This window comes from Actinophytocola xanthii, from assembly GCF_001921205.1.
Taxonomy (GTDB): Bacteria; Actinomycetota; Actinomycetes; order Mycobacteriales; family Pseudonocardiaceae; genus Actinophytocola; species Actinophytocola xanthii.
This window is the reverse complement of the sequence record NZ_MSIE01000022.1, coordinates 1-26,601: the sequence shown is the minus strand read 5'-3', so window position 1 is coordinate 26,601 and position 26,601 is coordinate 1. Positions and strand designations below refer to the sequence as shown.

32 protein-coding genes are annotated in these 26,601 nt (G+C 71.0%); 13 read left to right on the top strand and 19 right to left on the bottom strand.

Features of this window, described 5'->3' with window-relative positions:
* Positions 1-23 precede the first annotated feature (23 nt).
* The gene (locus BU204_RS13825) at positions 24-653 is read left to right on the top strand and encodes a flavin reductase family protein (RefSeq protein ID WP_075126061.1); all 630 of its coding nucleotides are present in this window, start codon (positions 24-26) and stop codon (positions 651-653) included.
* Between the two features lie 14 nt (positions 654-667).
* On the opposite strand, the gene BU204_RS13820 is transcribed toward BU204_RS13825, so the two are convergent.
* The gene (locus BU204_RS13820; protein WP_075126060.1) at positions 668-1,324 is read right to left on the bottom strand and encodes a class I SAM-dependent methyltransferase; all 657 of its coding nucleotides are present in this window, start codon (positions 1,322-1,324) and stop codon (positions 668-670) included.
* Positions 1,325-1,396: 72 nt separating this feature from the next.
* Here BU204_RS13820 and BU204_RS13815 point away from each other — a divergent pair, with 72 nt between their 5' ends.
* Positions 1,397-1,969, top strand: coding sequence for a TetR/AcrR family transcriptional regulator (locus tag BU204_RS13815; protein ID WP_075126059.1), 573 nt, complete (start codon positions 1,397-1,399; stop codon positions 1,967-1,969).
* A gap of 10 nt (positions 1,970-1,979) precedes the next feature.
* Here BU204_RS13815 and BU204_RS13810 read toward each other — a convergent pair whose 3' ends face one another.
* From BU204_RS13810 to BU204_RS39135, 4 genes are all read right to left on the bottom strand, one after another.
* Positions 1,980-3,122 (bottom strand): RNA polymerase sigma factor, encoded by a 1,143-nt coding sequence (locus tag BU204_RS13810; RefSeq protein WP_075126058.1) that lies wholly within the window; start codon positions 3,120-3,122, stop codon positions 1,980-1,982.
* An 8-nt stretch (positions 3,123-3,130) separates the two neighbouring features.
* Positions 3,131-3,538 (bottom strand): YciI family protein, encoded by a 408-nt coding sequence (locus BU204_RS13805; RefSeq protein WP_075126057.1) that lies wholly within the window; start codon positions 3,536-3,538, stop codon positions 3,131-3,133.
* A 100-nt stretch (positions 3,539-3,638) separates the two neighbouring features.
* Positions 3,639-4,586: a glycosyltransferase family 2 protein gene (locus BU204_RS13800; RefSeq protein ID WP_198942869.1), complete on the bottom strand. Its 948-nt coding sequence runs from the start codon at positions 4,584-4,586 to the stop codon at positions 3,639-3,641.
* Between the two features lie 20 nt (positions 4,587-4,606).
* Positions 4,607-6,988 (bottom strand): YfhO family protein, encoded by a 2,382-nt coding sequence (locus BU204_RS39135; protein WP_143229501.1) that lies wholly within the window; start codon positions 6,986-6,988, stop codon positions 4,607-4,609.
* A 138-nt stretch (positions 6,989-7,126) separates the two neighbouring features.
* Between BU204_RS39135 and BU204_RS13790 the strand changes: the two genes are divergently transcribed.
* Complete coding sequence (locus BU204_RS13790; protein ID WP_075126054.1) at positions 7,127-7,732, top strand: class I SAM-dependent methyltransferase; 606 nt, start codon at positions 7,127-7,129, stop codon at positions 7,730-7,732.
* A gap of 22 nt (positions 7,733-7,754) precedes the next feature.
* A complete protein-coding gene (locus BU204_RS13785) occupies positions 7,755-9,650 on the top strand; it encodes a glycosyltransferase (RefSeq protein WP_075126053.1) in 1,896 nt (631 codons plus the stop codon).
* 79 nt (positions 9,651-9,729) lie between these two features.
* On the opposite strand, the gene cspE is transcribed toward BU204_RS13785, so the two are convergent.
* Positions 9,730-9,933, bottom strand: coding sequence for a transcription antiterminator/RNA stability regulator CspE (gene cspE, locus BU204_RS13780; RefSeq protein ID WP_075126052.1), 204 nt, complete (start codon positions 9,931-9,933; stop codon positions 9,730-9,732).
* A 228-nt stretch (positions 9,934-10,161) separates the two neighbouring features.
* On the opposite strand from cspE, the gene BU204_RS13775 reads away from it, so the two are divergent.
* A complete protein-coding gene (locus tag BU204_RS13775; RefSeq protein WP_075126051.1) occupies positions 10,162-10,509 on the top strand; it encodes a hypothetical protein in 348 nt (115 codons plus the stop codon).
* 4 nt (positions 10,510-10,513) lie between these two features.
* Here BU204_RS13775 and BU204_RS13770 read toward each other — a convergent pair whose 3' ends face one another.
* Both BU204_RS13770 and BU204_RS13765 read right to left on the bottom strand, forming a co-directional pair.
* Positions 10,514-10,996, bottom strand: a complete 483-nt coding sequence (locus BU204_RS13770) for a SixA phosphatase family protein (RefSeq protein WP_075126050.1) — start codon at positions 10,994-10,996, stop codon at positions 10,514-10,516.
* 14 nt (positions 10,997-11,010) lie between these two features.
* Complete coding sequence (locus BU204_RS13765; protein ID WP_198942871.1) at positions 11,011-11,838, bottom strand: HAD family hydrolase; 828 nt, start codon at positions 11,836-11,838, stop codon at positions 11,011-11,013.
* Positions 11,839-11,880: 42 nt separating this feature from the next.
* Between BU204_RS13765 and BU204_RS13760 the strand changes: the two genes are divergently transcribed.
* The 5 genes from BU204_RS13760 to BU204_RS13740 all read left to right on the top strand — a co-directional run bounded on the left by BU204_RS13760 (position 11,881) and on the right by BU204_RS13740 (position 16,405).
* Positions 11,881-12,492 carry a hypothetical protein gene (locus BU204_RS13760; RefSeq protein ID WP_143229500.1) on the top strand — a complete coding sequence of 204 codons (612 nt, stop codon included), beginning with the start codon at positions 11,881-11,883 and terminating at the stop codon, positions 12,490-12,492.
* 19 nt (positions 12,493-12,511) lie between these two features.
* On the top strand, positions 12,512-13,426 hold the full coding sequence (locus BU204_RS13755) for an LLM class flavin-dependent oxidoreductase (RefSeq protein WP_075126073.1): 915 nt from the start codon (positions 12,512-12,514) through the stop codon (positions 13,424-13,426).
* A 227-nt stretch (positions 13,427-13,653) separates the two neighbouring features.
* Positions 13,654-14,856 (top strand): UDP-galactopyranose mutase, encoded by a 1,203-nt coding sequence (gene glf / locus BU204_RS13750; RefSeq protein WP_233160251.1) that lies wholly within the window; start codon positions 13,654-13,656, stop codon positions 14,854-14,856.
* The gene (locus BU204_RS13745; protein ID WP_075126046.1) at positions 14,856-15,449 is read left to right on the top strand and encodes a phosphatase PAP2 family protein; all 594 of its coding nucleotides are present in this window, start codon (positions 14,856-14,858) and stop codon (positions 15,447-15,449) included. The genes glf and BU204_RS13745 overlap by 1 nt, the downstream gene beginning before the upstream one ends.
* Positions 15,450-15,484: 35 nt before the next feature.
* Positions 15,485-16,405 (top strand): decaprenyl-phosphate phosphoribosyltransferase, encoded by a 921-nt coding sequence (locus BU204_RS13740; RefSeq protein WP_075126072.1) that lies wholly within the window; start codon positions 15,485-15,487, stop codon positions 16,403-16,405.
* Here the strand turns inward: BU204_RS13740 and BU204_RS13735 are convergent.
* A complete protein-coding gene (locus BU204_RS13735) occupies positions 16,351-17,250 on the bottom strand; it encodes a LysR family transcriptional regulator (RefSeq protein ID WP_075126045.1) in 900 nt (299 codons plus the stop codon). The two genes, BU204_RS13740 and BU204_RS13735, sit on opposite strands and share 55 nt — an antisense overlap.
* A 91-nt stretch (positions 17,251-17,341) precedes the next feature.
* On the opposite strand from BU204_RS13735, the gene BU204_RS13730 reads away from it, so the two are divergent.
* The gene (locus tag BU204_RS13730; protein ID WP_075126044.1) at positions 17,342-18,058 is read left to right on the top strand and encodes an SDR family oxidoreductase; all 717 of its coding nucleotides are present in this window, start codon (positions 17,342-17,344) and stop codon (positions 18,056-18,058) included.
* A gap of 3 nt (positions 18,059-18,061) precedes the next feature.
* Here BU204_RS13730 and BU204_RS13725 read toward each other — a convergent pair whose 3' ends face one another.
* Positions 18,062-18,238, bottom strand: a complete 177-nt coding sequence (locus BU204_RS13725; RefSeq protein ID WP_075126043.1) for a DUF397 domain-containing protein — start codon at positions 18,236-18,238, stop codon at positions 18,062-18,064.
* 13 nt (positions 18,239-18,251) lie between these two features.
* Entirely contained in the window at positions 18,252-19,100 is an 849-nt protein-coding gene (locus tag BU204_RS13720) for a helix-turn-helix domain-containing protein (RefSeq protein ID WP_075126042.1), read from the bottom strand.
* A 91-nt stretch (positions 19,101-19,191) separates the two neighbouring features.
* On the opposite strand from BU204_RS13720, the gene BU204_RS13715 reads away from it, so the two are divergent.
* Positions 19,192-19,443 carry a hypothetical protein gene (locus tag BU204_RS13715; RefSeq protein WP_075126041.1) on the top strand — a complete coding sequence of 84 codons (252 nt, stop codon included), beginning with the start codon at positions 19,192-19,194 and terminating at the stop codon, positions 19,441-19,443.
* A 6-nt stretch (positions 19,444-19,449) separates the two neighbouring features.
* Here BU204_RS13715 and BU204_RS13710 read toward each other — a convergent pair whose 3' ends face one another.
* Positions 19,450-20,529: a saccharopine dehydrogenase family protein gene (locus BU204_RS13710; RefSeq protein ID WP_075126040.1), complete on the bottom strand. Its 1,080-nt coding sequence runs from the start codon at positions 20,527-20,529 to the stop codon at positions 19,450-19,452.
* Between the two features lie 100 nt (positions 20,530-20,629).
* On the opposite strand from BU204_RS13710, the gene BU204_RS13705 reads away from it, so the two are divergent.
* Positions 20,630-21,199, top strand: a complete 570-nt coding sequence (locus BU204_RS13705; RefSeq protein ID WP_075126039.1) for a TetR/AcrR family transcriptional regulator — start codon at positions 20,630-20,632, stop codon at positions 21,197-21,199.
* A 14-nt stretch (positions 21,200-21,213) separates the two neighbouring features.
* Here BU204_RS13705 and BU204_RS13700 read toward each other — a convergent pair whose 3' ends face one another.
* The 7 genes from BU204_RS13700 to BU204_RS13670 form a co-directional block, all read right to left on the bottom strand.
* On the bottom strand, positions 21,214-21,900 hold the full coding sequence (locus BU204_RS13700; protein ID WP_233160237.1) for an endonuclease V: 687 nt from the start codon (positions 21,898-21,900) through the stop codon (positions 21,214-21,216).
* 2 nt (positions 21,901-21,902) lie between these two features.
* On the bottom strand, positions 21,903-22,262 hold the full coding sequence (locus BU204_RS13695) for a toxin-antitoxin system YwqK family antitoxin (protein ID WP_075126038.1): 360 nt from the start codon (positions 22,260-22,262) through the stop codon (positions 21,903-21,905).
* Positions 22,262-23,548 carry a type VII secretion target gene (locus BU204_RS13690; protein ID WP_075126037.1) on the bottom strand — a complete coding sequence of 429 codons (1,287 nt, stop codon included), beginning with the start codon at positions 23,546-23,548 and terminating at the stop codon, positions 22,262-22,264. Before BU204_RS13690 ends, BU204_RS13695 begins: the two co-directional genes overlap by 1 nt.
* A complete protein-coding gene (locus BU204_RS13685; protein WP_075126036.1) occupies positions 23,545-24,369 on the bottom strand; it encodes a WXG100 family type VII secretion target in 825 nt (274 codons plus the stop codon). The genes BU204_RS13690 and BU204_RS13685 overlap by 4 nt, the downstream gene beginning before the upstream one ends.
* A 41-nt stretch (positions 24,370-24,410) precedes the next feature.
* Positions 24,411-24,935 (bottom strand): YbaB/EbfC family nucleoid-associated protein, encoded by a 525-nt coding sequence (locus BU204_RS13680; RefSeq protein WP_075126035.1) that lies wholly within the window; start codon positions 24,933-24,935, stop codon positions 24,411-24,413.
* A 13-nt stretch (positions 24,936-24,948) separates the two neighbouring features.
* The gene (locus tag BU204_RS13675; RefSeq protein ID WP_075126034.1) at positions 24,949-25,704 is read right to left on the bottom strand and encodes a decaprenylphospho-beta-D-erythro-pentofuranosid-2-ulose 2-reductase; all 756 of its coding nucleotides are present in this window, start codon (positions 25,702-25,704) and stop codon (positions 24,949-24,951) included.
* Positions 25,697-26,601 (bottom strand): D-arabinono-1,4-lactone oxidase (locus tag BU204_RS13670; RefSeq protein WP_075126033.1); only part of this gene is annotated, 905 nt, incomplete at its 5' end. The genes BU204_RS13670 and BU204_RS13675, both read right to left, overlap by 8 nt.

The window sequence follows — 26,601 nt, the reverse complement described above, 5'->3', positions numbered from 1 at the left end:
GGCACGTTGCCAAGACTGGCGGCATGCATCGTGTCACCCCGCTCAAGGTTCTCTACTTCGGTACGCCCGTCGTCCTCCTCGGCACCCGCAACGAGGACGGGTCCAGCAACCTCGCGCCGATGTCGTCGGCCTGGTGGCTGGGCCAGACCTGCGTCCTGGGCCTGGGGGACGCGGCCCAGACCGCGACGAACCTGCGTCGCGAGCGGGAGTGTGTGCTGAACCTCCCGTCCGCGTCGCTGGCGGCCCACGTCGACCGCATAGCCCTGCTCACCGGCCGGGCCGAGATTCCGGCCCAGAAGCTCGCCCGCGGCTACACCTACAGCCGGGCCAAGTTCGCCGCCGCCGGTCTCACCGAGCAGCCGGCGGACCTGGTTGCCGCCCCGCGGGTGACCGAGTGCCCCATTCAGCTGGAGGCGACCCTCACCGCCACGCACGCGATGGACGGCTGCACGGCCTTCGAGGTGGAGGTCCTCCGCGCTCACGTGGCCGAGGACCTGCTCATCCCGGGAACGGCGTACGTGGACCCGGAGCGCTGGGACCCGCTGCTGATGAAGTTCTGCGAGTACTTCGGCCGCGCCGAGAACGTCCACCCGTCCCGCCTTGCCGGCGCGTGGCGCATGCCCCATCCAGCCTCGGCGACAGCTCGACGCTGACCGCCGGTCCTGGCCTATGGCTGGTGGCCGGGACGCTTCGTCGCGGTGATCATGAGTACCGGGGCGAAGGACGGCAGGGTGGCCAGCGGGACACCGCTTCGGTTCACCACTTCGGCGGAACCGAACCGGGCACGGACCGTCTCGAGGACGTCCACGCCGGTCCAGCCGGCGAGCAGCCGGTAGACCAGGCCGAACGCGGCGGTGACCGGCGCGCCGAGTCCGCGCGCCACGAGGTGCATGTCCGGCGCGAACAGCCGCCCGCCCGGCCGCAGTGCCCGGTGGATGTTCGCGACAGCTCCCGCCACGTCGCGGGTGGCGCTGATCGAGAACGATGCCAGCGCGCCGTCCCACGCCTCGGGCTCCAGCTCCACCGTGGTCATGTCGGCCTGCCTGACCTCGACGTTCTCCCAGGCCGCCGCGCGTGCGGCCGCCTTCGCCGCCATCCTGGGGCTGAAGTCGAGCCCCAGGACGTGTCCGTGCGGGCCGACCGCCTCCCGCAGCGCCGGCAGGTGCAGACCGCCGCCGCAGCCGAGGTCCACCACCCGGTCGCCCTGGCGCAGGGCGAGCGTGGTGGTGATGAGCCTCAGGAACTCCCGCTGGGTCCCGAACCACTCCACCGCCTGCACCGGCATGCCGCCGTACCAGTTCCAGATCGTGCGCTCACGTCCCATGTCTGACCTCCCCAGAGTTACAATGCATTCGCATTGTAACCTAGATGGCAATGCGACTGCATTGGAGAAGGTGTGCCGAGGAGAACCGACCACCAGCAGCGCCGCCGAGGGCTGGTCGAAGCGCTCTGGCGGGTGCTGACCGTCCAGGGGCTGGAGGCGGTGAGCCTGCGCCAGGTCGCCGCCGAGGCTGGCGTCTCGATGGGCATGGTTCAGCACTACTTCGCGGACAAGGCGGAGATGGTGATGTTCGCGCTGGACAGCATGACCGAGCAGGTCGGCCGGCGGATGGCGGACGCGCTGGCCGCGCTTCCGGAACCCGTCGAGCCGCTGCACCGGGTTCGCGTGGTTCTCGAGCAGACCCTGCCGCTGGACCCGCGGCGACGGCTCGAGGCGCAGGTTGCCGCGACCTTTCTCGCCCGTGCCCCGGTCGACGCGCGGATCGCCGAGTACCTGCGTGCGGCCTATGCCGAAGGGCATGCCTACCTGCTCGAGCAGCTCCGCGAGGCCGACGTCGACGAACCCGCTCGAGCGGCCGCCCTCCTCCTCGCCCTGACCGACGGGCTCACCACGCACACGCTCGCCGGACACCACGAGCCGGCGCAGGCACTGGCGGTCCTGCACGACGAGCTGGACCGGCTGCGCTGAGTCGAACGGCTCACCGCGACCGGGAGTTGAGCCGCGCGGCCTGGCGAGTCAGGTAGTCCCGCTCGGCCAGGTTGGGGGCCTTGCGCGCCGCCTCCGCGTACAGCCTGGCGGCGGTCTCGAGGTCGCCGGCACGTTCGTGGAGGTAGGCGGCCACCGCGGTGTGGCGGGGCAGGGAGTCGTCGAGGGGTGCGAGCGCGGCCAGGCCGGCATGGGGGCCGTCGGCCTCGCCGACGGCCACTGCCCGGTTGAGCCGGACGACAGGGCTGTCGGTCAGGCGGGCCAGCTCGTCGTACCACTCGACGATCTGGACCCAGTCGGTCTCCTCGGCCCGTTGGGCGTCGGCGTGCAGCGCGGCGATCGCGGCCTGCGCCTGGAACTCGCCCAGCTGGTCGCGCGCCAACGCCGCCTGCAGGATCTCCACTCCCTCGGCGATGAGCGTGGTGTCCCAGCGGGCGCGGTCCTGCTCGGCCAGCGGCACGAGGCCGCCGTCGGGTGCGGTCCGGCTGACGCGGCGGGCGTGGTGGAGCAGCATGAGGGCTAGCAGCCCGGCCACCTCGGGGTGGTCGATCGCGGCGGCGAGCTGGCGGGTGAGGCGGATGGCCTCCGCCGCCAGGTCGACGTCGCCGGAGTAGCCCTCGTTGAACACCAGGTACAGCACCCGCAGCACGGTGGCCACGTCGCCGGGCTGGTCGAACCGCACTCCGGACACGGTGCGCTTGGCCCGGCTGATCCGCCGCGCCATCGTCGCCTCGGGCACCAGGTAGGCCTGGGCGATCTGACGGGTGGTCAGCCCACCGACCGCGCGCAGCGTGAGTGCGACCGCGGACGAGGGCGTCAGCGACGGGTGCGCGCACAGGAAGTAGAGCTGGAGTGTGTCGTCCACCGCGGACACCGGCGCCGCCTCGGGCTCCTCGTCGACCACGTCCTCCCGCCGGCGGCGGGCGGTGTCGGCCCGGGCGGCGTCGAGGAACCGCCGCCAGGCCACGGTGATCAACCAGCCCTTGGGGTCCCGCGGCGGGTCCGCCGGCCAGACCCGAACCGCCTCGACCAGCGCGTCCTGCACGGCATCCTCGGCCGCCGCGAAGTCGGCTCCGCGGCGGACGAGGATCCCGAGCACGCTTGGCGTGAGGCTCCGGAGCAGGGCCTCGTCCATCTGGTCGGTCAGTCCGTGACGGTGGGCGGCAAGGTCAGCAACGGACGCACCTCGAGCCACTCGTGGAGCGGCTTCCCGCCCGCCCCGGGAGCCGCCGAGAGCTCCCCGGCCAGCTCCAGCGCCCGGTCGTAGCTGTCCACGTCGATCAGCATCCAGCCGGCGATGAGGTCCTTGGTCTCGGCGAACGGGCCGTCGGTGACCGGCGGGCGCCCTTCGCCGTCATACCGGACGAACGTCCCCTCCGGGGCCACCGCCTGGCCGTCGACGAACTCCCCGGTCTCCTGCAGCCGGGCGGCGAAGTCCTCCATGTACTGGACGTGGGCGGAGATCTCCTCCGGAGTCCACTGGTCCATCGGCACGTCGTTGACCGGCGTCGGGCCGCCGCGGTAGTGCTTGAGCAGCAGGTACTTGGCCATCGGGGTTCTCCTCGGGGTGCTGGTGCGACCCGTTTCGGCCGCGTTCACCGCAGGGACGAGGCCGGCCGCCCGTTCTGGACATCGCCGCCGAGAAAAAAAGCTACCTGTCGTCGCGGGATCTCACGATCAGGTCGGCCAGCAGCGCCATCGAGCCGATGATCAACGCGGTCACCGTCACCAGCATCGCGTTGCTGGTCACCCGGAAGTCGTAGCGGATGATGTCGACGATGCCCTTCGTCGCGCCGGCGAGGAACAAGGTCAGCGCGACCGGCATCAGGACCTTGATCGGGTTGAAGTACATGACCATCCGCAGCACCTGCAGGATGTACCGGTAGGCGTCCTTCACGAAGTGGAACTTCGAGACGCCGGCCCGCTTGGCGTAGTCGATCGGCAGGTAGTCCACCGGGTGCTGGTTGGACAGGAACGACATGGTGATCGTCGTGACGCAGGAGAACCCGGGGGGCAGCAGCCGCAGGTAGGGCAGCGCCACGTCGCGCCGGAAGGCACGCAGGCCGGAGTTCAGGTCGGGGATCTTCGTTCCCGCCAGCATCTCGGCGATCTTGCGGATCGTCCACTTGGCCGGCACCCGCAGCATCTTGTGCGTGCCCTGCTCCGAGGTCCGCGCACCGACCACCTGGTCGACGTCCTGGTTGTCGTGCAGGTACTGGATGAACTCGGGAATTCGCTCGTTCGGGTAGGTCATGTCCGCGTCGGTCCACACCACGATGCGGCCGTAGGCCTCACGCGTCCCGATCCGGCGCGCCGTGCCCGAGCCGCCGTTGCGGCGGAAGGGCATCAGCCGCATCCGCGGGAACTGCGGCAGTGCCTCCTCGAGCACCTTGAGCGTGTCGTCGGTCGACTTGTCGTCGATGACGAGCAGCTCGTAGGACATGCCGCTGGCGTCCATGGCACCGGCGATCCGCTTGATCTCGTCGAGCACGTGCTCCTGCTCGTTGTAGCAGGGGAGCACGATCGTGGCGTCCAGGGTGTTCTCCCCGCCCCCACCAGGAGGGGTGGCGCCGAAACTCGTGTACTGGCTCGCGTTCACCGCACTGACTCCAGACGCACTCATCGTCCGTTGACCGGGATTTGTCGGCGCCTGCGCCAGAATCGAGGCGGTATCGCGGCTGCGATCAGCAATACCACCGCCGTCAGCGACAGCCAGGTGCCCGTTGTTCTGCCGCGAGGACTGTAGCGCAGCTCGATTTCGTGCTCGCCACCGTCCACGTGCACGGCACCGACGGCGTGGTCGGCGGCCACGATGTCGACGGGGTTCCCGTCCACCGTCGCCACCCAGTCGGTCTGCACGTTGTCCGCGACGACCAGGTATCCCGCGCCCTCGGCGTCGACCCGGACCCGGATCGTGTCGCCACCGTCCTCGAGCACCTCCACCTGCGCCGGCTGGCCGTCCGTGGCCTCGCCGCCGGTACTCAGGACGACGGTGTCGGCGGGCAACTCGCCGCTGGTCAGCTCGGCCAGTCGGTCCTGTTGGTCGGTGATCGTCACCTCGTTCGGCGCCCAGCGGATGCGCGACAGGGCGTCGGGCCGCTCGTAGACCACGACGCCGTCGGCGGTGAACACCTCACGCAGGTCAGCCGGCTGGGTGGTGACCCAGTAACGCGCCGCCAACCGGTCCAGGCCGGGGGAGGTGGCCGCGGGGGCGTGCAGCGACGGCATCGTCGGGGCGCCGAACGCCCGCGGGTCGATCGCCGTGATCAGCTCCTTCATCGGCTTGGGCGTGAACGCGTGGCCGTTGACCGTGCGGATGCCGAAGGGAGCCGTGGTGTTGGGCCACAGGGTCAGCCCCTCGGTGGCGACCCGGTCGGTGCCGGTGTGCTCGGCAAGCCAGGTGTGCACCTCGCTGGTGGCGTAGAAGTGCTCGCGCTCCCCTGTCGGCCAGTAGTAGGCGCTCGCCGCCAACCCCTGCACGGCGATCACGACCGGGACCACGACGGCCGCCACCAGCCGCCACCGCCCGGCCAGCAGGACGGCCACCGCGACGACCGCGGCCCCGCCGACGGCGAGCCACAGGTCGGGCTCGCGCTTCGCCGACAGCGCGTCGCCGAAGCGGCTGACCAGCGTCTGGGCCACCACGCCCAGCACGGCCACCCCGGCGATCAGCACGAGCGCCTCGACCAGCCGCTTGCGCGGCTCGCGGCGCAGCAGCGCGTCGAACCCGAGCGCGGCCAGGATCGCCACCGCGAAGCACATCAGCGCGCGAATTCGCCCGATCGGGTTGTCCGCGAACACCGGCAGCGCGCCGAGCCAGGACAGCAGCGGCCCCTGCACCCAGATGAGCAGCACGGACAGCGCCGCGAGCGCGGCCAGGTAGGTCCGGGCGGCTCGCGGTGCCTCGGTCCGGCGCAGCAGTGCGAGCCCGGCCAGGACCAGTACCGCCGACCCCAGGTAGGCGTTGACCTCGATCGGGTTGAACGGCCACCGGTACACCGGCAGGTGGTTGCCGGCGAAACTCCCCGGCAGCACCGTCGAGGCCAGGTAGGACAGCGGCTCGACCCGCTCGAACCCCGCCTCCCGGTAGGACAGGTCCACCTCGGCCAGGAAGGTCCGCACGAACGGCAACAGCTGCACCGCGCTGGCCGCGACGCCGGTCGCCACCGCGGCCCCGGCCACGGCCACATCGCGCAGCGCGTGACGCCACTCCGGTCGCGAGGCCACCAGCCTGACCAGGAAGTACGCCCCGGCCGCGTAGAGCGCGAGGCCCGCGACGGCCGGGAAGCCGCCGAACAGCAGCCAGGCCACCACGACCGCGATCGGAACGGCTGTGGCCACCCGCCGCTCCTGGACGAACCGCTCCACCGACCAGAACAGCGCCGGGATCAGCGCGGCGACCGCGGCCTGCGGCCAGCTCGCCCAGGCCAGCATGAACCCGGTGAGCGGGTAGCAGAGCGCGGCGAGCAGCGCCGCCGGCTTGCCCGCGCGCAGCCGCCGCAGCAGCAGGTAGGCGCCGCCGCCGGCGATGACCAGCTCCACGAGCTTGGACCAGGCCGGCGCCAGCCAGTCCGGCAGGAACAGGTAGGGCATCCGCGCGGGAGAGAGCACGCCGAAGATCGGCAGGCTGAGCAGCGGCGTGCCGCCGACCGCGTACGGGCTCCAGGTCGCCAGGTCGCCCTGGAACAACCGCTCCTGGATCTGGTTGTACGCCGGTACGAAGAAGTCGAGGTTGTCGAAGACGTAGAAGTTGGTGGCGGTCGTGCCCAGCATCTGCTTCCACGGCGGGAAGTTGCCGAACAGGTCCAGGCCGAGGAACACCCGGGCGCCGACCAGCGACGGGCCGAGCCGGTAGGCCACGAAGGCGATCACGCTGGCCACGATGACCAGGGTGGCGACCAGCTCCGGCCGGAAGCGGGCGCGACGCGGCGGGGCCGTCTCCGGCGGGGTCACCTCCTCGGCCAGCGGCTCCCGAGAAGCGACCGAGTCATGCCGTACCACGTGGTTCCCCCTTGCCCGGAAAAGTCCCGGCAGATGATAGCCACCGGCCGGCCGTTACCATGCCGATGCATCGATCGCGTACGGCCAGATCAGCTCGGCGGGTCGTCCGGTATCCCCAATTGATAGAGGACCAACAGCATGGCTTCTCTGGAATCGACCGAGGGCGAGGAGTACACCGACCGGCTCAAGCGGCTGGAGATGCCGCTGTGGAAGCGCCTGCTCGACGTCCAGGCGCCCTACCGGTGGAACCTCCGCCGTCAGTTCGGCGACCGCGAGGTGCTCGAGGTCGGCTGTGGCATCGGGCGCTGTCTCGCCCACCTCGCGCCTCGGGGAGTGGGCGTCGACCACAACCCCCACTCGATCGCCACCTGCCGTGACCGCGGGCTGACCGCCTTCACGACCGAGGAGTTCGGCGAGACCGAGTACGCGAAGCCCGGCCGGTTCGGCGGCATGCTGGCCGCGCACCTGGTCGAGCACATGCCCCACTCCGAGGCCGTCGGCATCCTGTCCGGCTACCTGGACTACCTCGCCCCCGACGCGCGGCTGGTGCTCATCTGCCCGCAGGAGCGCGGCTACGCCAGCGACAGCACGCACGTGGAGTTCGCGGACTTCGACGCGCTCACCGACGTCGCCAGGCAGCTCGGCTTCACCCGTGTCCGCCGGCAGTCGTTCCCGCTTCCGCGTGCCGCCGGCAAGGTCTTCACCTACAACGAGTTCGTGCTGGTCGCCGACCGCACCGCGTAGACCCCCCCAGGAGGAGCAGACAGTGGCCGACCAGGCGATCAGCAAACCCGACGCGGACCGCGTGCTGCAGCGGGTGATCCTGCCGAGGGACACCGACCCGCTCGACGTGCGTCCGCTCTACCTGGACGAGCCGGAGAACGTGCACAGCCACGTCGCCTCCCGCCGCGACGTCGAGGTGCCGGCGTCCTCCCGGGTCTCGTTCGCCTCGTACTTCAACGCGTTCCCGGCCAGCTACTGGAAGCGCTGGACGGTCGTCGAGGACGTCACGCTGCGGGTGAACGTCCGCGGCGCCGGTCGGGTCGAGGTGTACCGCTCCAAGCCCAACGGCGACATCGTCCACCTCACGGGCGCGCCGGTGCACGCGGAGGACGAGTGGCAGACGCTGGAGTTCCGGCTCACGCTCACCCCGTTCGAGGACGGGGGCTGGCTCTGGTTCGACGTGTTCACCGAGAACGTGCCGCTGCGGGTCTCGGAGGCCGTCTGGCTCTCCGACCAGCCGCTGCCGACGAAGAAGATCGCGGTCGGCATCACCACGTTCAACCGGCTGGATGACTGCGTCGCGTCGCTGATCGCGCTGGGTGAGGACCCGGCGGTCCTCGACGTGGTCAGCAAGGTGTTCGTCGCCGACCAGGGCAGCCGCAAGATCCGCGAGCACGAGCGGTTCGCCGAGGCCAGCAAGGCCCTCGGGGAGCGGCTCGAGGTCATCGAGCAGGGCAACCTCGGCGGCGCCGGCGGATTCACCCGGGCGCTGTACGAGTCGATCGAGCACACCAAGCCGGGCACTGTCGACCAGATCCTGCTGCTCGACGACGACATCGCGCTGGAGCCCGACTCGATCCTGCGCTCCAACATGTTCGCCCGCGCGGCCGCCAAGCCGGTCATCGTCGGCAGCCAGATGCTGAACATGCAGGCCAAGTCGCGGCTGCACACGATGGGTGAGGTCGTCGACCTGGCCACCTGCGTGTGGCGGCGGGCGCCGGGTGCCGTCGTCGACCACGACTTCGGCGTCCACTCCCTGCGTGCCACCCGCCCGCTGCACCGGCGCATCGACTCGACCTACAACGGCTGGTGGATGTGCCTGTTCCCGCGCGAGGTCGTCGAGCGCGTGGGGCTGCCGCTGCCGTTGTTCATCAAGTGCGACGACGCCGAGTACTCGCTGCGGGCGCTGGCCGACGACATCCCGACGGTCACCCTGCCGGGCTCGGCGGTCTGGCACGAGCCGTGGACGGACAAGAACGACACCAAGGACTGGACGGTCTACTTCCACCTGCGCAACCGGCTGATCATGGCCGCCCTGCACAGCCCGTACGACCTGCGCAAGACGCTGGTCACCCAGGGTGCCCGGGTGGCGTTCCGCCGGCTGATGTCGATGGAGTACTCGACGCTCGCGCTGGAGATGAAGGCGCTCGAGGACTTCATGGCCGGCCCGGACAAGCTGTTCGACAGCCTCTCCAACGGACTGCCCGAGGTCCAGCGGCTGCGCAAGCAGTACACCGACGCCCAGTTCCTGCCCTCGGCCAGGGAGTTCCCGCCGCCGACGTTCGACATGGTCCGGGCAGAGGAGATGCTGCGCCCGCCGGTGCACCCGGCGAAGATCGCGCTGCGGGCCGGCAAGGCGCTGGTGCACAACCTGCGCACCCCGGACCCGGCCGCCGTCGAGCGGCCGCAGGTGAACATCCCGGCCAACGGCGCCCTCTGGTTCCTGCTGGGCAACCTCGACTCGGCGACGGTCTCCAACGCCGACGGCAGCGGGGTGGCCTTCCGGCGACGTGACCCGAAGGTGTTCCGCGAGCTGGCGCTCCAGGCCGCCCACAACTGGCGGCGGCTCTCGGCCGAGTGGCCGAAGCTGGTCGAGCAGTACCGGGCCGCGCTGCCCGAGCTGACCTCGGTCGAGTCCTGGCGCAAGGTGTTCAGCTAGAACCGCAGGTCAGAACGCAGAGAGGGCCACCAGGGTCGATGACCCGGGTGGCCCTCTCGTCGTTCAGCGTCTGGTGAGATCAGACAGCGCGCACGCCAGTGGCCTGCGGGCCCTTCTGGCCCTGGCCGATCTCGAACTCCACGCGCTGGTTCTCATCCAGGCTGCGGAAGCCGTTGCCCTGAATCTCCGAGTAGTGCACGAAGACGTCGGCGCTGCCGTCGTCCGGCGCGATGAAGCCGAAGCCCTTCTCGGAGTTGAACCACTTCACAGTTCCCTGTGCCACTACGTTCTCCAAAACAAGCGAATTGCCGGCCGCCGCGGTTGCGACAACCTTGGCCGGTTCCAGACGGCGACTCAACCTGGAGCTAACCCGCGCGCCCGCAACAACTCTTGCGAGCGTGATCTATCACGAACTCAAGAAATCACGACCAGAGCACAGTCAACCACACCTGAGCCAGTTGGCGCGACAGAAGGGTTGCGAGCGGTCACGCGCTGGTGGACGCTCGTAAGGGTGAGCGAGCTCGCTAGTGAACAGAACCGATCAATCGCACTCGACCTTGACGAAGCCGGGGTCTCCGTGGACCTCCCCAGGCCCTCTCACCAGGGCGATCAGGTCTACGGCGTGCCCTACCGCCCGGTCGAGTTCCGCGATGACGACCTGCCGACAGCCCTCGAACGTTCCGCGGCATGGCTGCGCCGAACGCAGGAGTGGCTCGGCGAACCGGTCGACGTGATCGCCATCCATTTGGACTACGACGACAGCGACGACTCCCCGTACTACGACGTCAAGCTGCTCTGCAACGAGGAGGACCTGGCCGGGGCGCCGATCGCGCTGCGCGCGGCCAAGGACCCCCAGTAGGAGGTCAACCCCGGGGTGTGGCGTGGGCCACCAGCGACCCGCGCCGCGCCCACACGTCCGCCCAGGGCCCGGCCCAGGTCAGCATGGCCACGGCCGAGGTCCTGAGCTCCACCGCCTGCCCGGTCACCAGGTAGACCAGCTCGGAGAGCCCCGGGTTGTGCCCGACCAGGGCGGCGGTGGCGACCTCGTCGTCCAGTTCGTCGATGACCGACATCAGAGCGGTCGGCTCGGCCCCGTAGACGCGCTCCTCGAAGCGAGCCGGCGGGGCCGGGTCGAACGCCGCGGCGGCCATCCGCCAGGTCTGCCGGGCTCGAGTGGCGGTCGAGCAGACCACGAGCCCGATCCCGTCCTCGACGTTGTCCCGCAGCCAGCGGCCGAGCGCCGGCGCGTCACGCCGCCCGCGCTCGTTGAGCGGGCGCTCGTGGTCGGGCTCGCCGGTCGCCCAGTCCGACTTCGCGTGTCGAACCACGACCAGCGCCCGTTGCATGCCCCCAGCCTTCCCTAGAACCAGCGCTCCAGCACCTGCGCCACGCCGTCCTCGGCGTTGGGCGCGGTCACCTCGTCGGCGGCGGCCAGGACCTGCGGATGCGCGTTGGCCATCGCCACGCCGTGCCCGGCCCAGCGCAACATCGGCAGGTCGTTGGGCATGTCGCCGAACGCCACCACCCGGTGCTGGTCCACCGAAAGGCGCTCGCAGACCTCGGCCAGCCCCGACGCCTTGGTCACCCCGGCGGCCGAGATCTCGATCAGACCCTGGTTGGTCGAGTAGGTGACCTCCAGGTCGGCGCCCGCCAGCACCTCGGCGACGGCCTCGGCCATCTCCTGGCTGGTCATGCCCGGGTGCCGGACCATCAGCTTGGTCGCGGGGTGCCCGAGCACCTCGCCGATCGGCACGTCGTTGACCTCGCCGTCCTGCTCCCCGGCGGGGTTGCCCCAGGGGTTGCGGAAGCCGGGCTCGGTGACGAAAGGCACGAGCCCGTCGCCGATCCGCTCGGTGGCCATCCGCGCCTCGGGCAGCACGTTCCGCACGGTCTGCGCGGTGTCGTGCAGGCGCAGCGGGTCGAGGTCGTGCGCGGAGATCACCCGATCGGCGGCGATGTCGTAGAGCGCGGCGCCGTTGGCGCACACCGCGTACCCGTTGAGCCCGGCGGCATTGGCGACCCCCGGTATCCACCGCGGCGGACGCCCGCTGACCAGCACGAACGGGACGTCGGATGCGGTCACCCTGGCGATCACCCCCGCGGTGCGCGGGGTGATGAGTTCCATGGGGTCGAGCAGCGTGCCGTCGACGTCCGAGGCCACCAGTTCGGGTTTGTCCACATCCGCCATCATCCCTGGCCGGTGTGGTGAGGTCCGCACTACTGTCGCTCTGTGAGCTATCCACCACAGTGGGGCCACCCGCCGCCACCACCCGGTTACGGCTGGGACGCCCCACCCCGTCCCTCCCGCGGAACCACCTACGTGTCCGCGGCCCTGTTTCTTGGGTGCGGCCTGCTGACCCTGATCGTGTCCGTCATCGCGATGAACGAGTCGGGCTTCGTGGAGAGCGCCTCGGCGCTTGTTGGCGCGAAGTTGTTCGGCGGTCCGAGCGGCGACCGAAACCTCGGTCTCACGATCGGGACCAGCATGACGGCGGCGTGCACCGCGCTCACGTTCGCGCTGCTGCTCTTCGCCAGGTTCGACGTCGCACGACGGGTCCTCGGGATTCTGGGCGCTGTGGTGGCGGCGTACTACCTGTTCTCGATTTTTTCGCGGGGCTCGCTGCGCCCCATCGTGCTGTTCCTGCTGTGGGCGGCGCCGACGGTGCTGGTATTGCTGCCCAGCACGGGCCGCGCCATGCGCGGCTACCAGCGCAGGCTCTTCGGTCCCGGTCCCGCAGCCGGCCCGGGCGGCGGACCCTACGGCGGTGTGCCCCACGCCGGCGGGTACGGCCACCCTCCGGGTGGCGGGCACGCTCCGCCGGGCGGGTACCGGCCGTACTGATCGGCTAGCGTGGGTGGACGTGCGTGTCGGCATCGTGATTCTTCCCGAGTACCGCTGGCTGCTGGCCGAGCCCAAGTGGCGGGCCGCCGAGACCTACGGCTTCGACCACGCCTGGACCTACGACCACATCGGGTGGCGTTCGCTGGTCGACGGGCCGTGGTTCGACGCCGTGCCGACGTTGACCGCCGCCGCGATGGTGACCCGGCGGATCCAGCTGGGCACGCTGGTCGCCTCCCCCAACTTCCGGCATCCGGTGCCGTTCGCCAGGAGCCTGCTGGCGCTGGACGACGTGTCCAACGGGCGGATGCTGCTCGGGGTCGGCGCCGGCACCCCGGCGGGGTACGACAACGACGTGATGGGCGGCGAGCCGCTGGACCGGAAGCGTCGGGTGGACCGGTTCGCCGAGTTCGTCGAGCAGCTCGACTCGCTGCTCACCCAGGAACGCACGACGATCCGCGGCGAGTACTACTCCTCGGTCGACGCCCGCTCCGCCCCCGGGTGCGTCCGCCACCCCCGGATGCCGTTCCTGGTCGCCGCGAACGGCCCGCGCTCCATGCGGATCGCGGCCCGCTTCGGCCAGGGCTGGATCACCACCGGCGGCGGCGAGGACGACATCGAGGCCTGGTGGCGTGGTGTCGGGGAGCTCGCCCGGCGGTTCGACGAGGTGCTCGGCGACGCGGCCCCGATCGACCGGGTGCTGAGCCTGGACTCGGCGCCGGTCTTCTCCCTGTCCAGCGTCGAGTACCTGCGCGAGGCGATGGGCCGTGCCGAGGAGCTCGGCTTCACCGACGTCATCTGCCACTGGCCGCGCGAGGACGGCGTCTACGCGGGAAGGTTGGCCGTCCTCGAGCGGGTGGCGAGTGAAATTCTGCCCTACCGACGGGTAAGTGATCGTCGACACGGAACGTCCGCCGGGGGTCGGGCGTCCATGTAACCGAGGCGGAAGAACACGCCGGAGGGATAACAGGGGGACAGGGGTGCCAGGACCCCCGCGTGGGGAGCGCGGGGGTCCTCGCATGTCGTGCCCGGCCCCTGGCGCCGGGCACAAGCTGTCGCCGGGGCGCAGGTACCCTCGGGGCCCGTGAGCGAGCGTGCGAGTGAACAACTGACCCAGGGTGACCGGGAGCGGCGTCACCGAGTCATCGAGGGGGCGTCGTGCCGGTGAACGACCCAACCACCTACGCGGGCTACGACCTGGTCGTCGTCGGCTCCGGGTTCTTCGGGCTGACCATTGCCGAGCGGGTCGCGACCCAGCTGGACAAGCGGGTCCTGGTGCTCGAGCGCCGCCCGCACATCGGCGGCAACGCCTACTCCGAGCCCGAGCCGGAGACCGGGATCGAGGTGCACAAGTACGGCGCGCACCTGTTCCACACCTCCAACAAGCGGGTCTGGGACTACGTCAACCAGTTCACCGAGTTCACGAACTACCAGCACCGCGTGTTCGCCAAGTACCGCGACCAGGTCTACTCCTTCCCGATGAACCTGGGCCTGATCAACCAGTTCTTCGGCAGGTCGCACACGCCCGACGAGGCCCGCGAGCTCATCGCCAAGCAGGCCGCCGAGATCGACACCGCGGACGCGCAGAACCTCGAGGAGAAGGCGATCTCGCTGATCGGCCGCCCGCTCTACGAGGCGTTCGTGCGCGGCTACACGGCCAAGCAGTGGCAGACCGACCCCAAGGAGCTCGGCGCCAACATCATCACGCGCCTGCCGGTGCGCTACACCTTCGACAACCGGTACTTCAACGACACCTACGAGGGTCTGCCCGTCGACGGGTACACCGCGTGGCTGGAGAAGATGGCCGCGCACCACAACATCGAGGTCCGGCTGAACGTCGACTACTTCGACGTGCGCGAGCACATCCCGGCCGGCACCCCCACTGTCTACACGGGACCACTGGACCGGTACTTCGACTACTCGGCGGGTCGGTTCTCCTGGCGCACCGTCGACTTCGAGTCCGAGGTCGTCCAGACCGGCGACTTCCAGGGCACCTCCGTGGTCAACTACAACGACGAGGACGTGCCCTACACCCGGATCATCGAGTTCCGGCACTTCCACCCGGAGCGCAAGCACTACCCGGGCGACAAGACCGTCGTGTTCCGGGAGTACTCCCGCTTCGCCGAGGACGACGACGAGCCGTACTACCCGATCAACACCCCGGAGAACCGCGAGAAGCTGGAGCGTTACCGCGACCTGGCCAAGGCCGAGGCCAAGGAGCGCAACGTGATCTTCGGCGGCCGGCTGGGCACCTACAAGTACCTCGACATGCACATGGCCATCGGCTCCGCGCTGTCGGTGTTCGACAACAAGGTCGCCCCGCACCTCACCGACGGTGCGCCGCTCGACGGGTCCCTGGACGTCTGATGGCGGCGACGGCCACGCAGGAACAGCGGCAACGTGCCGTCGAGCCTGGCACCCCGCCACCTGAGCCGGAGCGGTCGGTCGAGATTGCCGCGCTGGCCCGGGTACAGCACACCCTCGGCAGTGCGCCGGCGGTGCGGGCCGCTCGCGGCCTGTCGCTGTTCGGCGAGCACGCCGCCGGCTGGTTCGCGCTCGGCCTGCTCGGCGCGGCGGTCGACCGGGGTCGGCGGCGGGACTGGCTGGCCGGCGCGGCCGGGGTGGTCGCCGCGCACGGGGCGGCCATCGCGGTGAAGCGGGTCGTGCGCCGGCAGCGCCCGATCGACGAGTCGGTGCGGGTGCTGGTGAAGACCCCGAGCTCGTTGTCGTTCCCGTCCTCGCACGCCACGTCGACCACCGCCGCCGCGGTGGTCTACTCCGGGCTGACCGGCCGCAACCTGGTTCCGGCGCTGGTACCGCCGATGCTGGTGTCGCGGCTGGTGCTGGGCGTGCACTACCCGACCGACGTCCTCGCCGGCTCCGCACTCGGTGCGGCCGTGGGTGGCCTGGTGCGCCGCTCGCTGCGCAACCGGCGGGGGAACAGGAGACGTACACGGTGAGCAGCACCGCGGAGAGCACTCCGGGCGAGGTCCCGGTGGACCAGCAGGCCGACCAGGCACCGAGTCCCGACCGCGGCGGCCTCGTCCGGGGTGTTCTCCGCACCGCGCGGCCCCGGCAGTGGGTGAAGAACGTCCTGGTGCTGGCCGCGCCGTTCGCGGCCTACGCGGCCAACCCGGTGTTCCACCCCGAGGTCGTGTTCGACGCCGGGGTCGCGTTCGTCGCGTTCTGCCTGGTCGCCTCGGCCGTGTACCTGGTCAACGACGCGATCGACGTCGAGGCCGACCGGGCCCACCCGACCAAGCGCAACCGCCCCATCGCCGCCGGCGTGGTGCCGGTCCGGGCGGCCTACGCGCTGGCCGCGGTGCTGTTCCTGGCGTCGTTCGCGGTGTCGCTGGTGTCGAGCTGGCGGCTGCTGGTCGTGATCGGCGTGTACGCGGCGGTGCAGCTGGGCTACTGCCTGGGGCTCAAGCACCAGCCGGTGATCGACCTGTGCATCGTGGCGTCGGGCTTCCTGCTCCGCGCGATCGCGGGCGGTGCGGCGGCCGGGCTGCCGCTGTCGCAGTGGTTCCTGTTGGTGACGGCGTTCGGGTCACTGTTCATGGTGGCCGGCAAGCGGTACGCCGAGATCGTGCTCTACGAGCGGACCGGTGCCCGGATCAGGGCGTCGCTGTCCAAGTACTCGGCGAGCTACCTCCGCTTCGTCTGGGCCACGTCCGCCGCGATCATGATCATGACGTATGCGCTGTGGGCGTTCGAGATCCGCCAACGCACCGGGACGAACTCGGTCTGGGCGGTGATCTCGATCGTGCCGTTCGTGGTCGCGGTGCTCCGGTACGCGGTGGACGTGGACGGCGGCAACGCGGGGGAGCCGGAGGACATCGCGTTCAAGGACCGGGTCCTTCAGGTGCTCGGCGCCTCCTGGGTGGGGTGTGTGGCGCTCTCGGCGTTCCTGTAGCCCTCGCACAGGCCCGCGGCCGTGCGGACGAGGGCGGCGAGTGCCGGGGAGCGGCTGCCCGGCGGCCAAGCGAGCACCGTGGTGATGTGCGGCGCGTCGACGACGGGCACCGCGACGTGTTCGGGCCACTGCCAGGCTCGGCTGGACGCCGGGATGACGAGCAGGGTCCGGCCGAGCGCCACGAGCTGGGCGAGCTGGGACTGGGTGCGTACCTCGGGCCCTGGCCCGTCCGGGTAGGTCCCGTCGAGCCGGGGCCAGCGGGCGATCGGCAGGTTCGGCACGTCGCTGACCTCGGCCAGCGTGAGCTGGTCGCGTGCCGCGAGCGGGTGCGCCGCGGGAAGGATCGCGACCTGGCCTTCGGTGTGCAGGTCCACGGTGTCGAACCCGGCGAGGTCGTCGACCGGGCGGTGCATGATCGCCACGTCGGCCTGGCCGTCGCGCAGCCGGTGTGCCTGCTCGCCGACCTCGCACAGCAGGACCTCGACCGGTGTGGTGCCGGCGACCGCGTCGAGAAGCCGTTGCAGCAGCTCGTGGGAGGCCCCGGCCTTGGTCACGAGCACCAGCGGGCGGGTCGGGTCGCCAGCCCGCCGGGTGCGGCGCGCGGCCGCCGCGACCGCGTCGAGGGCGGTTCGTGCCTCCCGGAGGAGCACCCTGCCGGCGTCGGTGAGCGCCGCGCCCCGGCGGTCCCGGTCGAGGAGCTGAACGCCGAGCCGGTGCTCCAGCTGGCGGATCGCGCGGGACAGCGGCGGCTGGGCGATCCCGAGCCGGTCGGCGGCACGTCCGAAGTGCAGCTCCTCGGCGACGGCGACGAAGTACCGCAGCTCGCGGGTCTCGAGATCGTCCACTTCGGCAGTCTACGCCGTGATACCCGCCAGGTATCAGGGCTTACTGAATCAATCTTGGACAGCGCGTCGGGGCGCGCCGAGCATTGATCACGTGGATGAAATGAAGACGGCGCTGGTCACCGGCGCGAACAAAGGAATCGGCTTCGCCATCGCGCGGGGTCTCGGCGAGATCGGCTTCCACGTCGCGGTCGGCGCCCGCGACGATGTCCGGCGCAAGGAGGCCGTCGAGCGCCTGCTCGCGGCGGGCGTGGACGCGTTCGGCGTCGCCCTCGACGTGACCTCGGACGAGAGTGTCGCCGCGGCGGCGGCGACGATCGAGCGGACGGCGGGCCGGCTCGACGTGCTGGTCAACAACGCCGGGATCGCCGGCCGCATGGACGGTGGCGCGCAGGACCCGACGACCCTCGACCTCGACGTCGTCCGCACCGTGCTCGAGACGAACGTGTTCGGGGTGGTGCGGGTGACGAACGCGATGCTTCCGCTGCTCAACCGCGCGGAGTCGCCGCGCGTCGTGAACATGTCGAGCAACATGGGCTCGCTGACGCTGCAGACTGGCCCGATCCTGGCCGCGTACGCACCGTCGAAGTCGATGCTCAACAGCGTGACGGCGCAGTACGCGCGGCGGCTGGCGGACACGAAGGTGATCGTGAACGCCGCCTGCCCGGGTTACGTGGCGACCGACTTCACCGGCTTCAACGCACCACGGACACCCGAGCAGGGCGCGGCGATCGCGATCCACCTGGCCACCCTGCCCGACGACGGCCCCCGCGGCGGCTTCTTCGACGACGAGGGTGTGGTGCCCTGGTGACGGTCAGCGGTGGTCGAGGAAACGGGTCCAGCTAGCGGTCGGGAAGGTGAGGGTGGGGCCGGTGGCGTTCTTGGAGTCCCGGACGGCAACGGCTGGTTCGACGAACGCCACCTCGACGCAGTTGGCGTTGTCCGTGCTGTAGCTACTCTTCCACCACCGTGCTTCGGTCAGCGCGTGCATGTTGCGCCTCCTGTCATCGAAGTTCCTCAGCCAAGGTGGCGAGCAGAGCCGCCGATTGGGCCGGGTCCAACGCCTCGTTGAGGATGTTTCCCAGGCTAACCCGGTAGGCGGCGATGTCTTCCTTCTCGTCCAAGAACATGCCGAAGTGATGGTTCTCGATGTACACGAGGCTCGGCTCGTCTGCGAAGTCCAAGCAGGCGAACGGACCGCGTAGGCCAGCGTGTGGCCCCACCCGCAACGGCACCACACGAACCGTGACGTTGGTCCGCTCGCCCGTGTCCACCAGCTGGCGCAGCTGTCGGCGCATCACGCCACTTTCTGCAACAGGGCGCCGCAGCGCCCCTTCGTCGATGACGGCGAGGAACTGGAGTTCTCGGCGCCCCAGCACGGCCTGCCGCGCTCGACGCGCGGCGACGAGGTTGGTCAACTCCGCTCTGCTGAGGGTGCTGTTCGCGGCGCAGAGAATGGCCTCGGTGTACTCGTCGGTCTGGAGCAGTCCCGGAATTACCAGGGCCTCGAAATTCTGGATCCGCGTGGCGCGGAACTCGAAGTTGATGAGGGCCTGCCAGAGTTCGGGGAGACCCAACCCTTGGCTCTCCCACCAGCCGCGTTCTCCGGATTTCCGCACCTGCTCCAAAATCTGCGCTCGTTGCTGCTCGGGCACCTTGTAGTGCCCGAGCAGCGCCGCGACGTCCTCCACGCTCAGCCCACGGGCCCCCGTCTCCAACCGGCTGATCTTGCTCGGTGACATTCCCAGCGCCTTGGCCACCGCCGCCCCGCTCAACCCGCGTTCCTCCCGCAACGCCCGGAGTTGCAGGGAAACCTGTCGCGAACGAACGCTGGGATTAGGATTCTCGGTCACGCCACAGATCGTCTCGGGCGTTCACCTGGAAGGGCAATCACTCGATCGGGCACATTGCTGACCCCGATTGCATGGTGCCAGTTTTTCCGGCATGAATTACCGCGACCCCCGTTACGCGGACCTCGAGCAACTCGTCAGGCGGTTGCGGCCCCGCCTGTTCGCGATGTACGGGCTCGACGCCTGCACCGAGCGGGAGATCTTCGGCTGGGGCATGGAGTTCACCCACGACGCCGACGCCCTCCTCTACCTGCCGAGCGACTCCCTCACCTACTACACCGAGTCCGCCGAGACCGCCGTCGAGCGCTACGGCCGCATCGGCGACTTCGAGATCGCATGGCTCTAGATGTACCTAGACCGCACCGACCACGCTGTACTCACCGCCGCACGCCTGCGCGAGCGAGGCGCCGAACAGGGCCGCCGGCGTGTACGCGCCCGGCCGGCCGTCCCCGGCCAGCAGCCGGCGAACCACCTCGGCCGGCACCGCGCCGGTGAACGCCTGGGCCTCGCCGACACGCAGCCAGCCCTCGCATCGCGTGCCGTCGGCCCACCGCACGACCGCGTGACCCCACGAGTGCTCGCGCGGGCGCGGCCGCGCCCGCATCCTGACGGCGGCCAGCCGTCGTGTGGCGAAGCCCCGGACGGGTCCGATGGCGAGCACCGAGGCGGCAAGCGGCAGCACCGCTCGCACGACCGACGACGACGGGAGCTCGCTGAAGGCGGCCACCACGTCGGGCGCGCCGCTGGCGCGCTGGGCCGCGACCAGCTCGCCGATCGGCATGCTGACCGTGGTCACCGTCGACCCGTCGGGGAGCGTGAGCGGGAATGCCTCGCCGGCCAGTCGCGTCGGGACCAGCCGCCCACCGCGGTACCTGCGGCCGCGGGGGCGCCCGCCGCCCTCGACGCCGAGGAACCCGTCGAGGATGGTGCTGGCCAGCGCCTCCCCGACCGCACCCGCCGCCAGCGCCAGCGAGGGCACCGTGTCCACCCGCACGTGCTCGGCCGCCGGGCGCCCCTCGCACAGCTTCACGACCACGCTCTCGGTCGCGGTCACGCCGAACCCCGCGCCGGTCACCACCGTGCGGCCGGCGGCAGCGGCGGCCTCGCTCAGCCGGAGGGTCGCGGACACAGTGGCCAGGTCGTTCGCCAGATCGAGGTAGTCGCCCACCGGCAGGCACGCCCGGACCAGCGGCGCCGCCGTCCGGCTGAACGGGCCGACAGTGTTGACCACGACGGCCGGCCGCTGCCGGCCGATCTCGGCCGCCAGCTCGTCGACCGACGTCGCCACGACGACCCGATCCCCCTCGGCCACCCCGGCCAGGCGCCCGGCGTCCCGGCCCACCAGCACCGGCCGGATGTCCCGCTCTCGCAGCTCGGCCGCGATCGCCCGCCCGCTGCGGCCCGCGCCGCCCAGAATCCACACCTCGGTCATCACACAGCTCCGCCCTGGCCCGACGTCGCCACCGTGACGACATGCAGTGTCATCACCGTACAACGCGATGACATGTCGTGTCATCACCTAGACTGGACGGGTGGGCAGATGGCGACCGGACGCGCGGGAGCGCCTTCAGCAGGCGGCCTTCGAGCTCTTCGCCGAGCAGGGGTTCGCCGCGACGACGGTGCCGGAGATCACCACTCGCGCCGGCCTGACCACCCGGACCTTCTTCCGGCACTTCGCCGACAAGCGGGAGGTGTTCTTCGCCGACGAGGTGGAGATGCCCAAGGTCGTCGCGACACTGATGGCCGAGGCACCGGCGTCGGCCACGCCGATGGCGCTGATCCTCGAGGGCATGCGCCCGCTCGTCGAGACCCGCTTCGAGGGGCGCAAGGAGGTACTCCGCCAGCGCCGCGAGCTGCTCCGCTCCGACGACGGCCTACGCGAGCGCGACCTGCGCAAACGAGCGGCCATGGCGGACGCGATCCGGGAGGGGCTCCTGGCGCGCGGCCTCGACCGCACCCGAGCCGCCCTGATCGCCGAGACCGGCGTGACCCTGGTCTACGTCGCCATCGCCGAGTGGCTGGACACCGACGACGACCGCAGGCTCGACGACATCATCCGCGAGGCCTTCGAGACCCTGCGCTCCGAGCTCGGCGCGAGCTGACGCTAGGACGTGCCCTAGCTTTCCGCCAGCTCCCGCAGCGTCCGCCGGGACAGCTGGTCGGCGAGCCTCGTGGTCTCGGGAAGGCGGTAGTCCCGGCACAGCGTCAGCACGTGCCGGCAGGCCGTCGCCAGGTCCACCCGGTGGCCGATCGACACGAACACCGGCTTCACGCCGGCCCGCGTCCGCAGCGCCACCCCCACCTGCTCACCCTCGTCGACCAGCGGCGTCGTGGCCCCGCGCTCGTCGGCCGGCTGGTCGTACCCGCCCAGCGGAGTCTTCGCCACGCCGATCGAGGGCACGCCGGTCAGCACGCCCAGGTGCGAGGCCAGCCCGAACCGGCGGGGGTGGGCGATGCCGTGGCCGTCGGCCACCAGCAGCTCGGGCGGCTCGGCCAACCCGTCGAGCGCGGCCAGCAGCGCCGGCAGCTCGCGGAACGCGAACAGACCGGGCACGTAGGGGAAGGTGCTCTCACCGACCGCCGTCGCGCTGGCCAGCACCGCGCCGCTGGCCAGCGCGACGGTCACCACCGCCGCGGCCACCACCGCGGTGTCGCCGGGGGCGTCGGCGGAGTAGGCCACGTCCAGGCCGGTCGCCGTCCGGGGTGCGAAGTCCGGCGGCGGCGCCCGCTCCACCAGCGGGGCCAGCCGCTCCTGCAACCGCACGGCCTCCTCGACGCTCGCCGGGACGACCAGCTCCGCCACGCTCAGCCGCCGCTGGGGCGGACGTAGTCCTCCGTGACCGTGCCGTCCTCGTCCCACGAGCGGTAGCGCAACAGCTCACCCTGCTCGCTGTACTCGCGCTCGATCTTGGGCGCGCCGCTCGGGTACCACTCCCGGGACACCCCCACCGCGCGCCCGCGCCGGCTGGTTCCCTCGACCACGAGCACCCCGTCGCCCGACCACACCCGGAACGGCCCCTCGTCCAGACCGTCCACATAGGTGGTGAGCGAGAGCAGCCGGCCGTCGTTCGTCGTCTCCACCGACTCGCCGGTGAACGGCTCCCCCTGGTACGACGGCAGGTTGTTGTCGTCCCACTCGAGGTCGTCTTCCTGAACGCGGAGCATCAGCGCCGTCTCTCCACAATCCGTCCGGTGTCAGGGTCGTACTCCCGCCGGTGGGAGTTGCTCGGAACCTCGTGGAGGATACCGGAGCAGTTCGCGCAGAACGGGGCGTCCTTCAGGCCGTCGGCCCGCATGAACGTCGTGTCGGCGATCATGTCGTCGATGGTGGCGCCCGGGTTGGCGTGCAGCGCCTCGTTCACGCCGCGCACCTCCGCGTGCCGCAGCGGGAGGTCGAACCCGGGGTAGGGCTGGCTGGTTCCCGGGATCGGGTTGCCGTTCTTGTCGAACTCCGGGTACGGGCCGTTCGCGCGCATCTCGTCCACGCGCCGCTGGACCTCCGGGTGCACCTGCGAGGGCGGGATCTCCGAGCCCTTCGGCCCGTTGGTGGTCTCGAAGATCTCACCCGTGCGGGTGTCCATCACGTGGGCGACGATGTTGCCGGTCTGGCCGCCGGACAGCTCCGCGTTCTTGCCGCCCGGCCGGTCCGAGCCGTCCGGGTTCTTCCCGTTCTTCTCGTTCATGTACTCCTGGGTGCGCTCCCGCGCGATCTCCCGGAGCTTCTCCTGGACGGGCTTGCCGTCGACGTGGGTGATCCGGCCGCTGCTGTCGCGGGTCAGCCGGTCCTCGCTGAACCGGCCGAGGCTCTGCCCGTCGCGGCGGGGCGGGGGCGGGTTGCGGTCGGGCTGGCGCGAGCCGTCGTCGCCGTCGCGCCCGGTGCGCGGCGGGTTGGGCGGCGGCGGACCGCCGGAGTCGTTGCCGTCGAGGCGGTCGCCGATCGAGGGCGGGTTCCCCGAGCTGCCGCCGCCGGGTGTGCCGGAGGTGCCAGGCCCGTCGGTCGCGCCGGACGGGGTGGTGGTTCCGCTGGGGTTGGTCCTCGGCGGCGTGGTGTCTGTGTCGATGTTGCCGAGGTTGTCGGCGTTGGTGCGGTCGGTGTCCCGGTAGGACTGGGCGGTGGCGCGGGTGCCGGTCTCGGCGTTCTGGACCGCCTGGCGTGTCCTGGTCAGGTTCTGCCTGGCCTGCTGCACCTGGGTCTGCGCGGATCCGACGAACGGGGCCCCGAACACGCCCATCGAGTCGGAGCTGAGGTCGACCGAGTCGATCTGGCGGCCGACGTTGTCCACGCGCCCGCCGGTGCTGCCCAGCCGGTCGGCCATGGTGTCGATGCCGTCGGGGTCGACGGTGACGCCGTCGCCCGCCCGCCCCGCCGGCGACGCGTTGGGTGTGGGTGTGTTCGGTGTGCCGCCGTCGCTGCCCGAGGACCCGTCCGGACGCCTGCGCCGGGGGGTCATCGCTGTTGCCCCTGCCCGGCCGGCGCGTCGTAGGGCTTGGCTGCCTGGTAGGCGCCGAAGGCGAGGTCACCGGCGGTGGCGAAGCGGTCGAGGCCCTCGGTCAGGTTCTGCATGGCCCGGCCCAGCTCGGCGATCCGGCCGGCCTGCCGGCCCAGGCTGCTGATCAGCTTGCTGATCTTGCCGCTGATCTTGGCGGCCGTCGCCGCTGCCCGCGCTCCGGCCACGCCGAGGAACGCCGCGACCGACCCGCCCATGGTCACCACGGCCGACGCCGCCGCGATCAGCGCGTACCGGATCAGCTCGGTGATCAGCGCGGTGATGATGTCGAACACGATCCCGCGCAGCGTGATCACCAGCATCCCGGAGATGCCGACCACGGCCGCGGTGCCGTCCAGCGTGGTGCCCATCGCCTCGAACTCTTCGGCGAGCTGGGTGAGGCTGTTCCGGTAGGCGTCCGCGGCCTCACCGTTCCACCCGGCGATCGTCTGCAGGTCCTCGCGGTGCTCCTGGGCGATCGTCTTCATCTCCAGGGCCGCCGACTTCAGCGCGTCGGTGTTGGCGTTGATCTCGTCGGGGTTGCCGAGCAGCGCGTCGAGCGGCTCGCGCAGGAACGACACGTGCTCGAGCAGCCAGCCCACGCCCGCGCCGACGATCGCCCCGAACGGGTCGACGGCGGCCCCGATCGTGTCGAGGACGACGCCGGTCGCGCTCAGCGCGACGTCGACGACCTGCTCGCCCTCGGACTCGGACTCACTGGTGATCGAGTCGACCAGCCCCGCATAGCTGTCGACGATCCCCGCTCCGGATGTCGCGGTCGTCACGCCCTGCTACCTCCACCCCGGTCACGCGTCCGCGACCGGACTCACCGGTTGTCGCCGTCGAAGATCGAGGTACCGAAGTCCTCGTCATCGTCCCGACCAGGTGGACGGGCCGGACGGCGCCGCGGTTCCCGCTGCGGCCGTTCTTCCTCGTCAGGCGCCGAGCCGGGGGCCTGCTCCTCGACGAACGAGTAGCCACCCCTGGGGTCGGGCTCCTCGGGCTCCGGCTCCGGCAGGTAGCCGGTGATCATGTGCATGGCCTCGGTGTCCGCGCCCAGCGGAGCGAACGCCTCGGCCACGTTCACCGCGGCCGTTCGCTGGGCCCTGCGGGCGAGCTGCATGATCCGGGACGCGAGGTCGGCGCCGTTGCCGCGCCACGCCGACTCCTCGATCCGCAGGTCGGTCAGCGAGCCGTTCGGTGCTACGGACACGGAGATCGAGCCGTCCGGGGCGGTCTCGGTGACCCCGGAGTGCTCCAGGTTCTCCTGGAACTCGGCGGTCTTCGCCTGCAGGTCGGCGATCTGGGCGTTGAAGTTCGCGAGCCACTCCTCGGGCGTCGGCCTGGTCACGTCGGTCCCTCCGCTAGATGGGAAGCCGGCGGAAGACGACCCGGGGGATGTGCCGCAGCACCGACATCACCAGCCGGTACGGCGCCGGTGCCCACACCAGCTCCTTGCGCTTGTCGACGGCGTCGGTGACCACCTCGGCCACCTGCTCCGGGGTGACCGGCAGCGGAGCCGGCTTCATCCCCTCGGTCATCTTCGAGTGCACGAAGCCCGGGCGGACCACGCTCACCGTGATCCCCTCGCCGCGCAGCGCCTCGCCCAGGCCGAGGTAGAACCCGTCCATGCCGGCCTTGGTCGAGCCGTAGACGAAGTTCGAGCGGCGCACCCGCTCACCGGCCACCGAGGACAGCGCGACGATCCGGCCGTGTCCCTGGCGGCGCATCCGCTCGGCCAGGGCGACGCCCACCGAGACGGCCCCGGTGTAGTTGACCTGGGCGAGCTCCACCGCCCGGGCGTGGTCCTGCCAGGCCTGTTCGGCGTCGCCGAGCAGGCCGAACGCCACCACCGCGACGTCGATGTCGCCGTCGGCGAACGCCTTGTCCAGCACGCCGGGGTGGGCGTCGGTGTCCTTGGCGTCGAACTCGACAGTGGACACCGTGGCACCGGCGCCGCGCAGCTCCTCGACAGCCGCGTCGAGCCGCTCGGAGGGGCGGGCGGCGAGCACGACGCGCAGCGGGCGGCGCTGCGCGTAGCGGCGGGCGACCGCGAGGCCGATCTCCGAGGTGCCGCCGAGCAGCAGCAGCGACTGGGGGTTACCGACCGCGTCAATCATTCAGGTTCAACCTTCTCGACATGTCCGAAGCGAAAACACCGTTGGGGTCGACGGCGGCGCGGACCTTGCGCCACTCGTCCAGGCGGGGGTAGCCGCGCCGCACGGCCTCGGGGGTGGCGCGGGACTCCTTGGCCAGGTAGTGCCGCCCGCCCGCGTCCAGGACCAGGTCGTCGAGCTGCTCGCACAGCTCGTGCAGGCCGGGGCGGATCGGCAGGTCCAGGCACAGCGTCCAGCCCCGCATGGGGAACGAGAGCGGGGCGCGGTTGCCGTCGCCGAAGCGCTTGAGGACGTTGAGCACGGAGACGTGCCCGGCCTCGGTGACCGTCTCGACCGTGCGCCGGATGACGTGCTCGGCCCCGAACGGCACGGCGAACTGGTACTGGAGGAACCCGTGGGGGCCGTAGCCGCGGTTCCACTCGCCGATGATGTCCAGCGGGTGCAGGAACTGGGTGATGTTCTGCACGGCGCCGTGGCGGGTGGGCGACTTGCGGTACCAGAGCTCGCTGAAGATCCGCGCGGTGAGCTTGTTGAGCATGCCGGGCGGGAACATGTCGGGCACGGTCAGCAGCTGCGGGGCCTCGAACCGGAGCGGGTGCTCGCGCCGCTTGGCCGGCAGGTCCTCGAGCCGGGCGTGGTTGGCGCGGGTGAGGATGCCGCGGCCGAGGTTCGGCCCGGTGGTCACCGCGTCGAACCAGGACACCGACTCCACGTAGGACTCGTCGTCGACCGACTGGCGGGCCATCAGCTCGTCGAGGTTGTCGACCTGGTCGGTGTCGACGAGGAAGTACGCGGTCTCCACGTGGTTCAGGTGCAGGGTCGCGCGCAGGACGATCCCGGTCAGCCCCATGCCGCCCACCGTGGCCCAGAACAGCTCCTGGTCGGGGCCCTCGTGGGTGA

Bases quoted from the DNA above. Each gene is read 5' to 3' on its own strand.
- BU204_RS13825 (WP_075126061.1), top strand. From the start codon at position 24: ATGCATCGTGTCACCCCGCTCAAGGTTCTCTACTTCGGTACGCCCGTC.
- BU204_RS13820 (WP_075126060.1), bottom strand. From the start codon at position 1,324: ATGGGACGTGAGCGCACGATCTGGAACTGGTACGGCGGCATGCCGGTG.
- BU204_RS13810 (WP_075126058.1), bottom strand. From the start codon at position 3,122: ATGGACGAGGCCCTGCTCCGGAGCCTCACGCCAAGCGTGCTCGGGATC.
- BU204_RS13805 (WP_075126057.1), bottom strand. From the start codon at position 3,538: ATGGCCAAGTACCTGCTGCTCAAGCACTACCGCGGCGGCCCGACGCCG.
- BU204_RS13790 (WP_075126054.1), top strand. From the start codon at position 7,127: ATGGCTTCTCTGGAATCGACCGAGGGCGAGGAGTACACCGACCGGCTC.
- BU204_RS13770 (WP_075126050.1), bottom strand. From the start codon at position 10,996: ATGCAACGGGCGCTGGTCGTGGTTCGACACGCGAAGTCGGACTGGGCG.
- BU204_RS13765 (WP_198942871.1), bottom strand. From the start codon at position 11,838: ATGGCGGATGTGGACAAACCCGAACTGGTGGCCTCGGACGTCGACGGC.
- BU204_RS13745 (WP_075126046.1), top strand. From the start codon at position 14,856: ATGGCGGCGACGGCCACGCAGGAACAGCGGCAACGTGCCGTCGAGCCT.
- BU204_RS13725 (WP_075126043.1), bottom strand. From the start codon at position 18,238: ATGCACGCGCTGACCGAAGCACGGTGGTGGAAGAGTAGCTACAGCACG.
- BU204_RS13715 (WP_075126041.1), top strand. From the start codon at position 19,192: ATGAATTACCGCGACCCCCGTTACGCGGACCTCGAGCAACTCGTCAGG.
- BU204_RS13710 (WP_075126040.1), bottom strand. From the start codon at position 20,529: ATGACCGAGGTGTGGATTCTGGGCGGCGCGGGCCGCAGCGGGCGGGCG.
- BU204_RS13695 (WP_075126038.1), bottom strand. From the start codon at position 22,262: ATGCTCCGCGTTCAGGAAGACGACCTCGAGTGGGACGACAACAACCTG.
- BU204_RS13690 (WP_075126037.1), bottom strand. From the start codon at position 23,548: ATGACCCCCCGGCGCAGGCGTCCGGACGGGTCCTCGGGCAGCGACGGC.
- BU204_RS13675 (WP_075126034.1), bottom strand. From the start codon at position 25,704: ATGATTGACGCGGTCGGTAACCCCCAGTCGCTGCTGCTGCTCGGCGGC.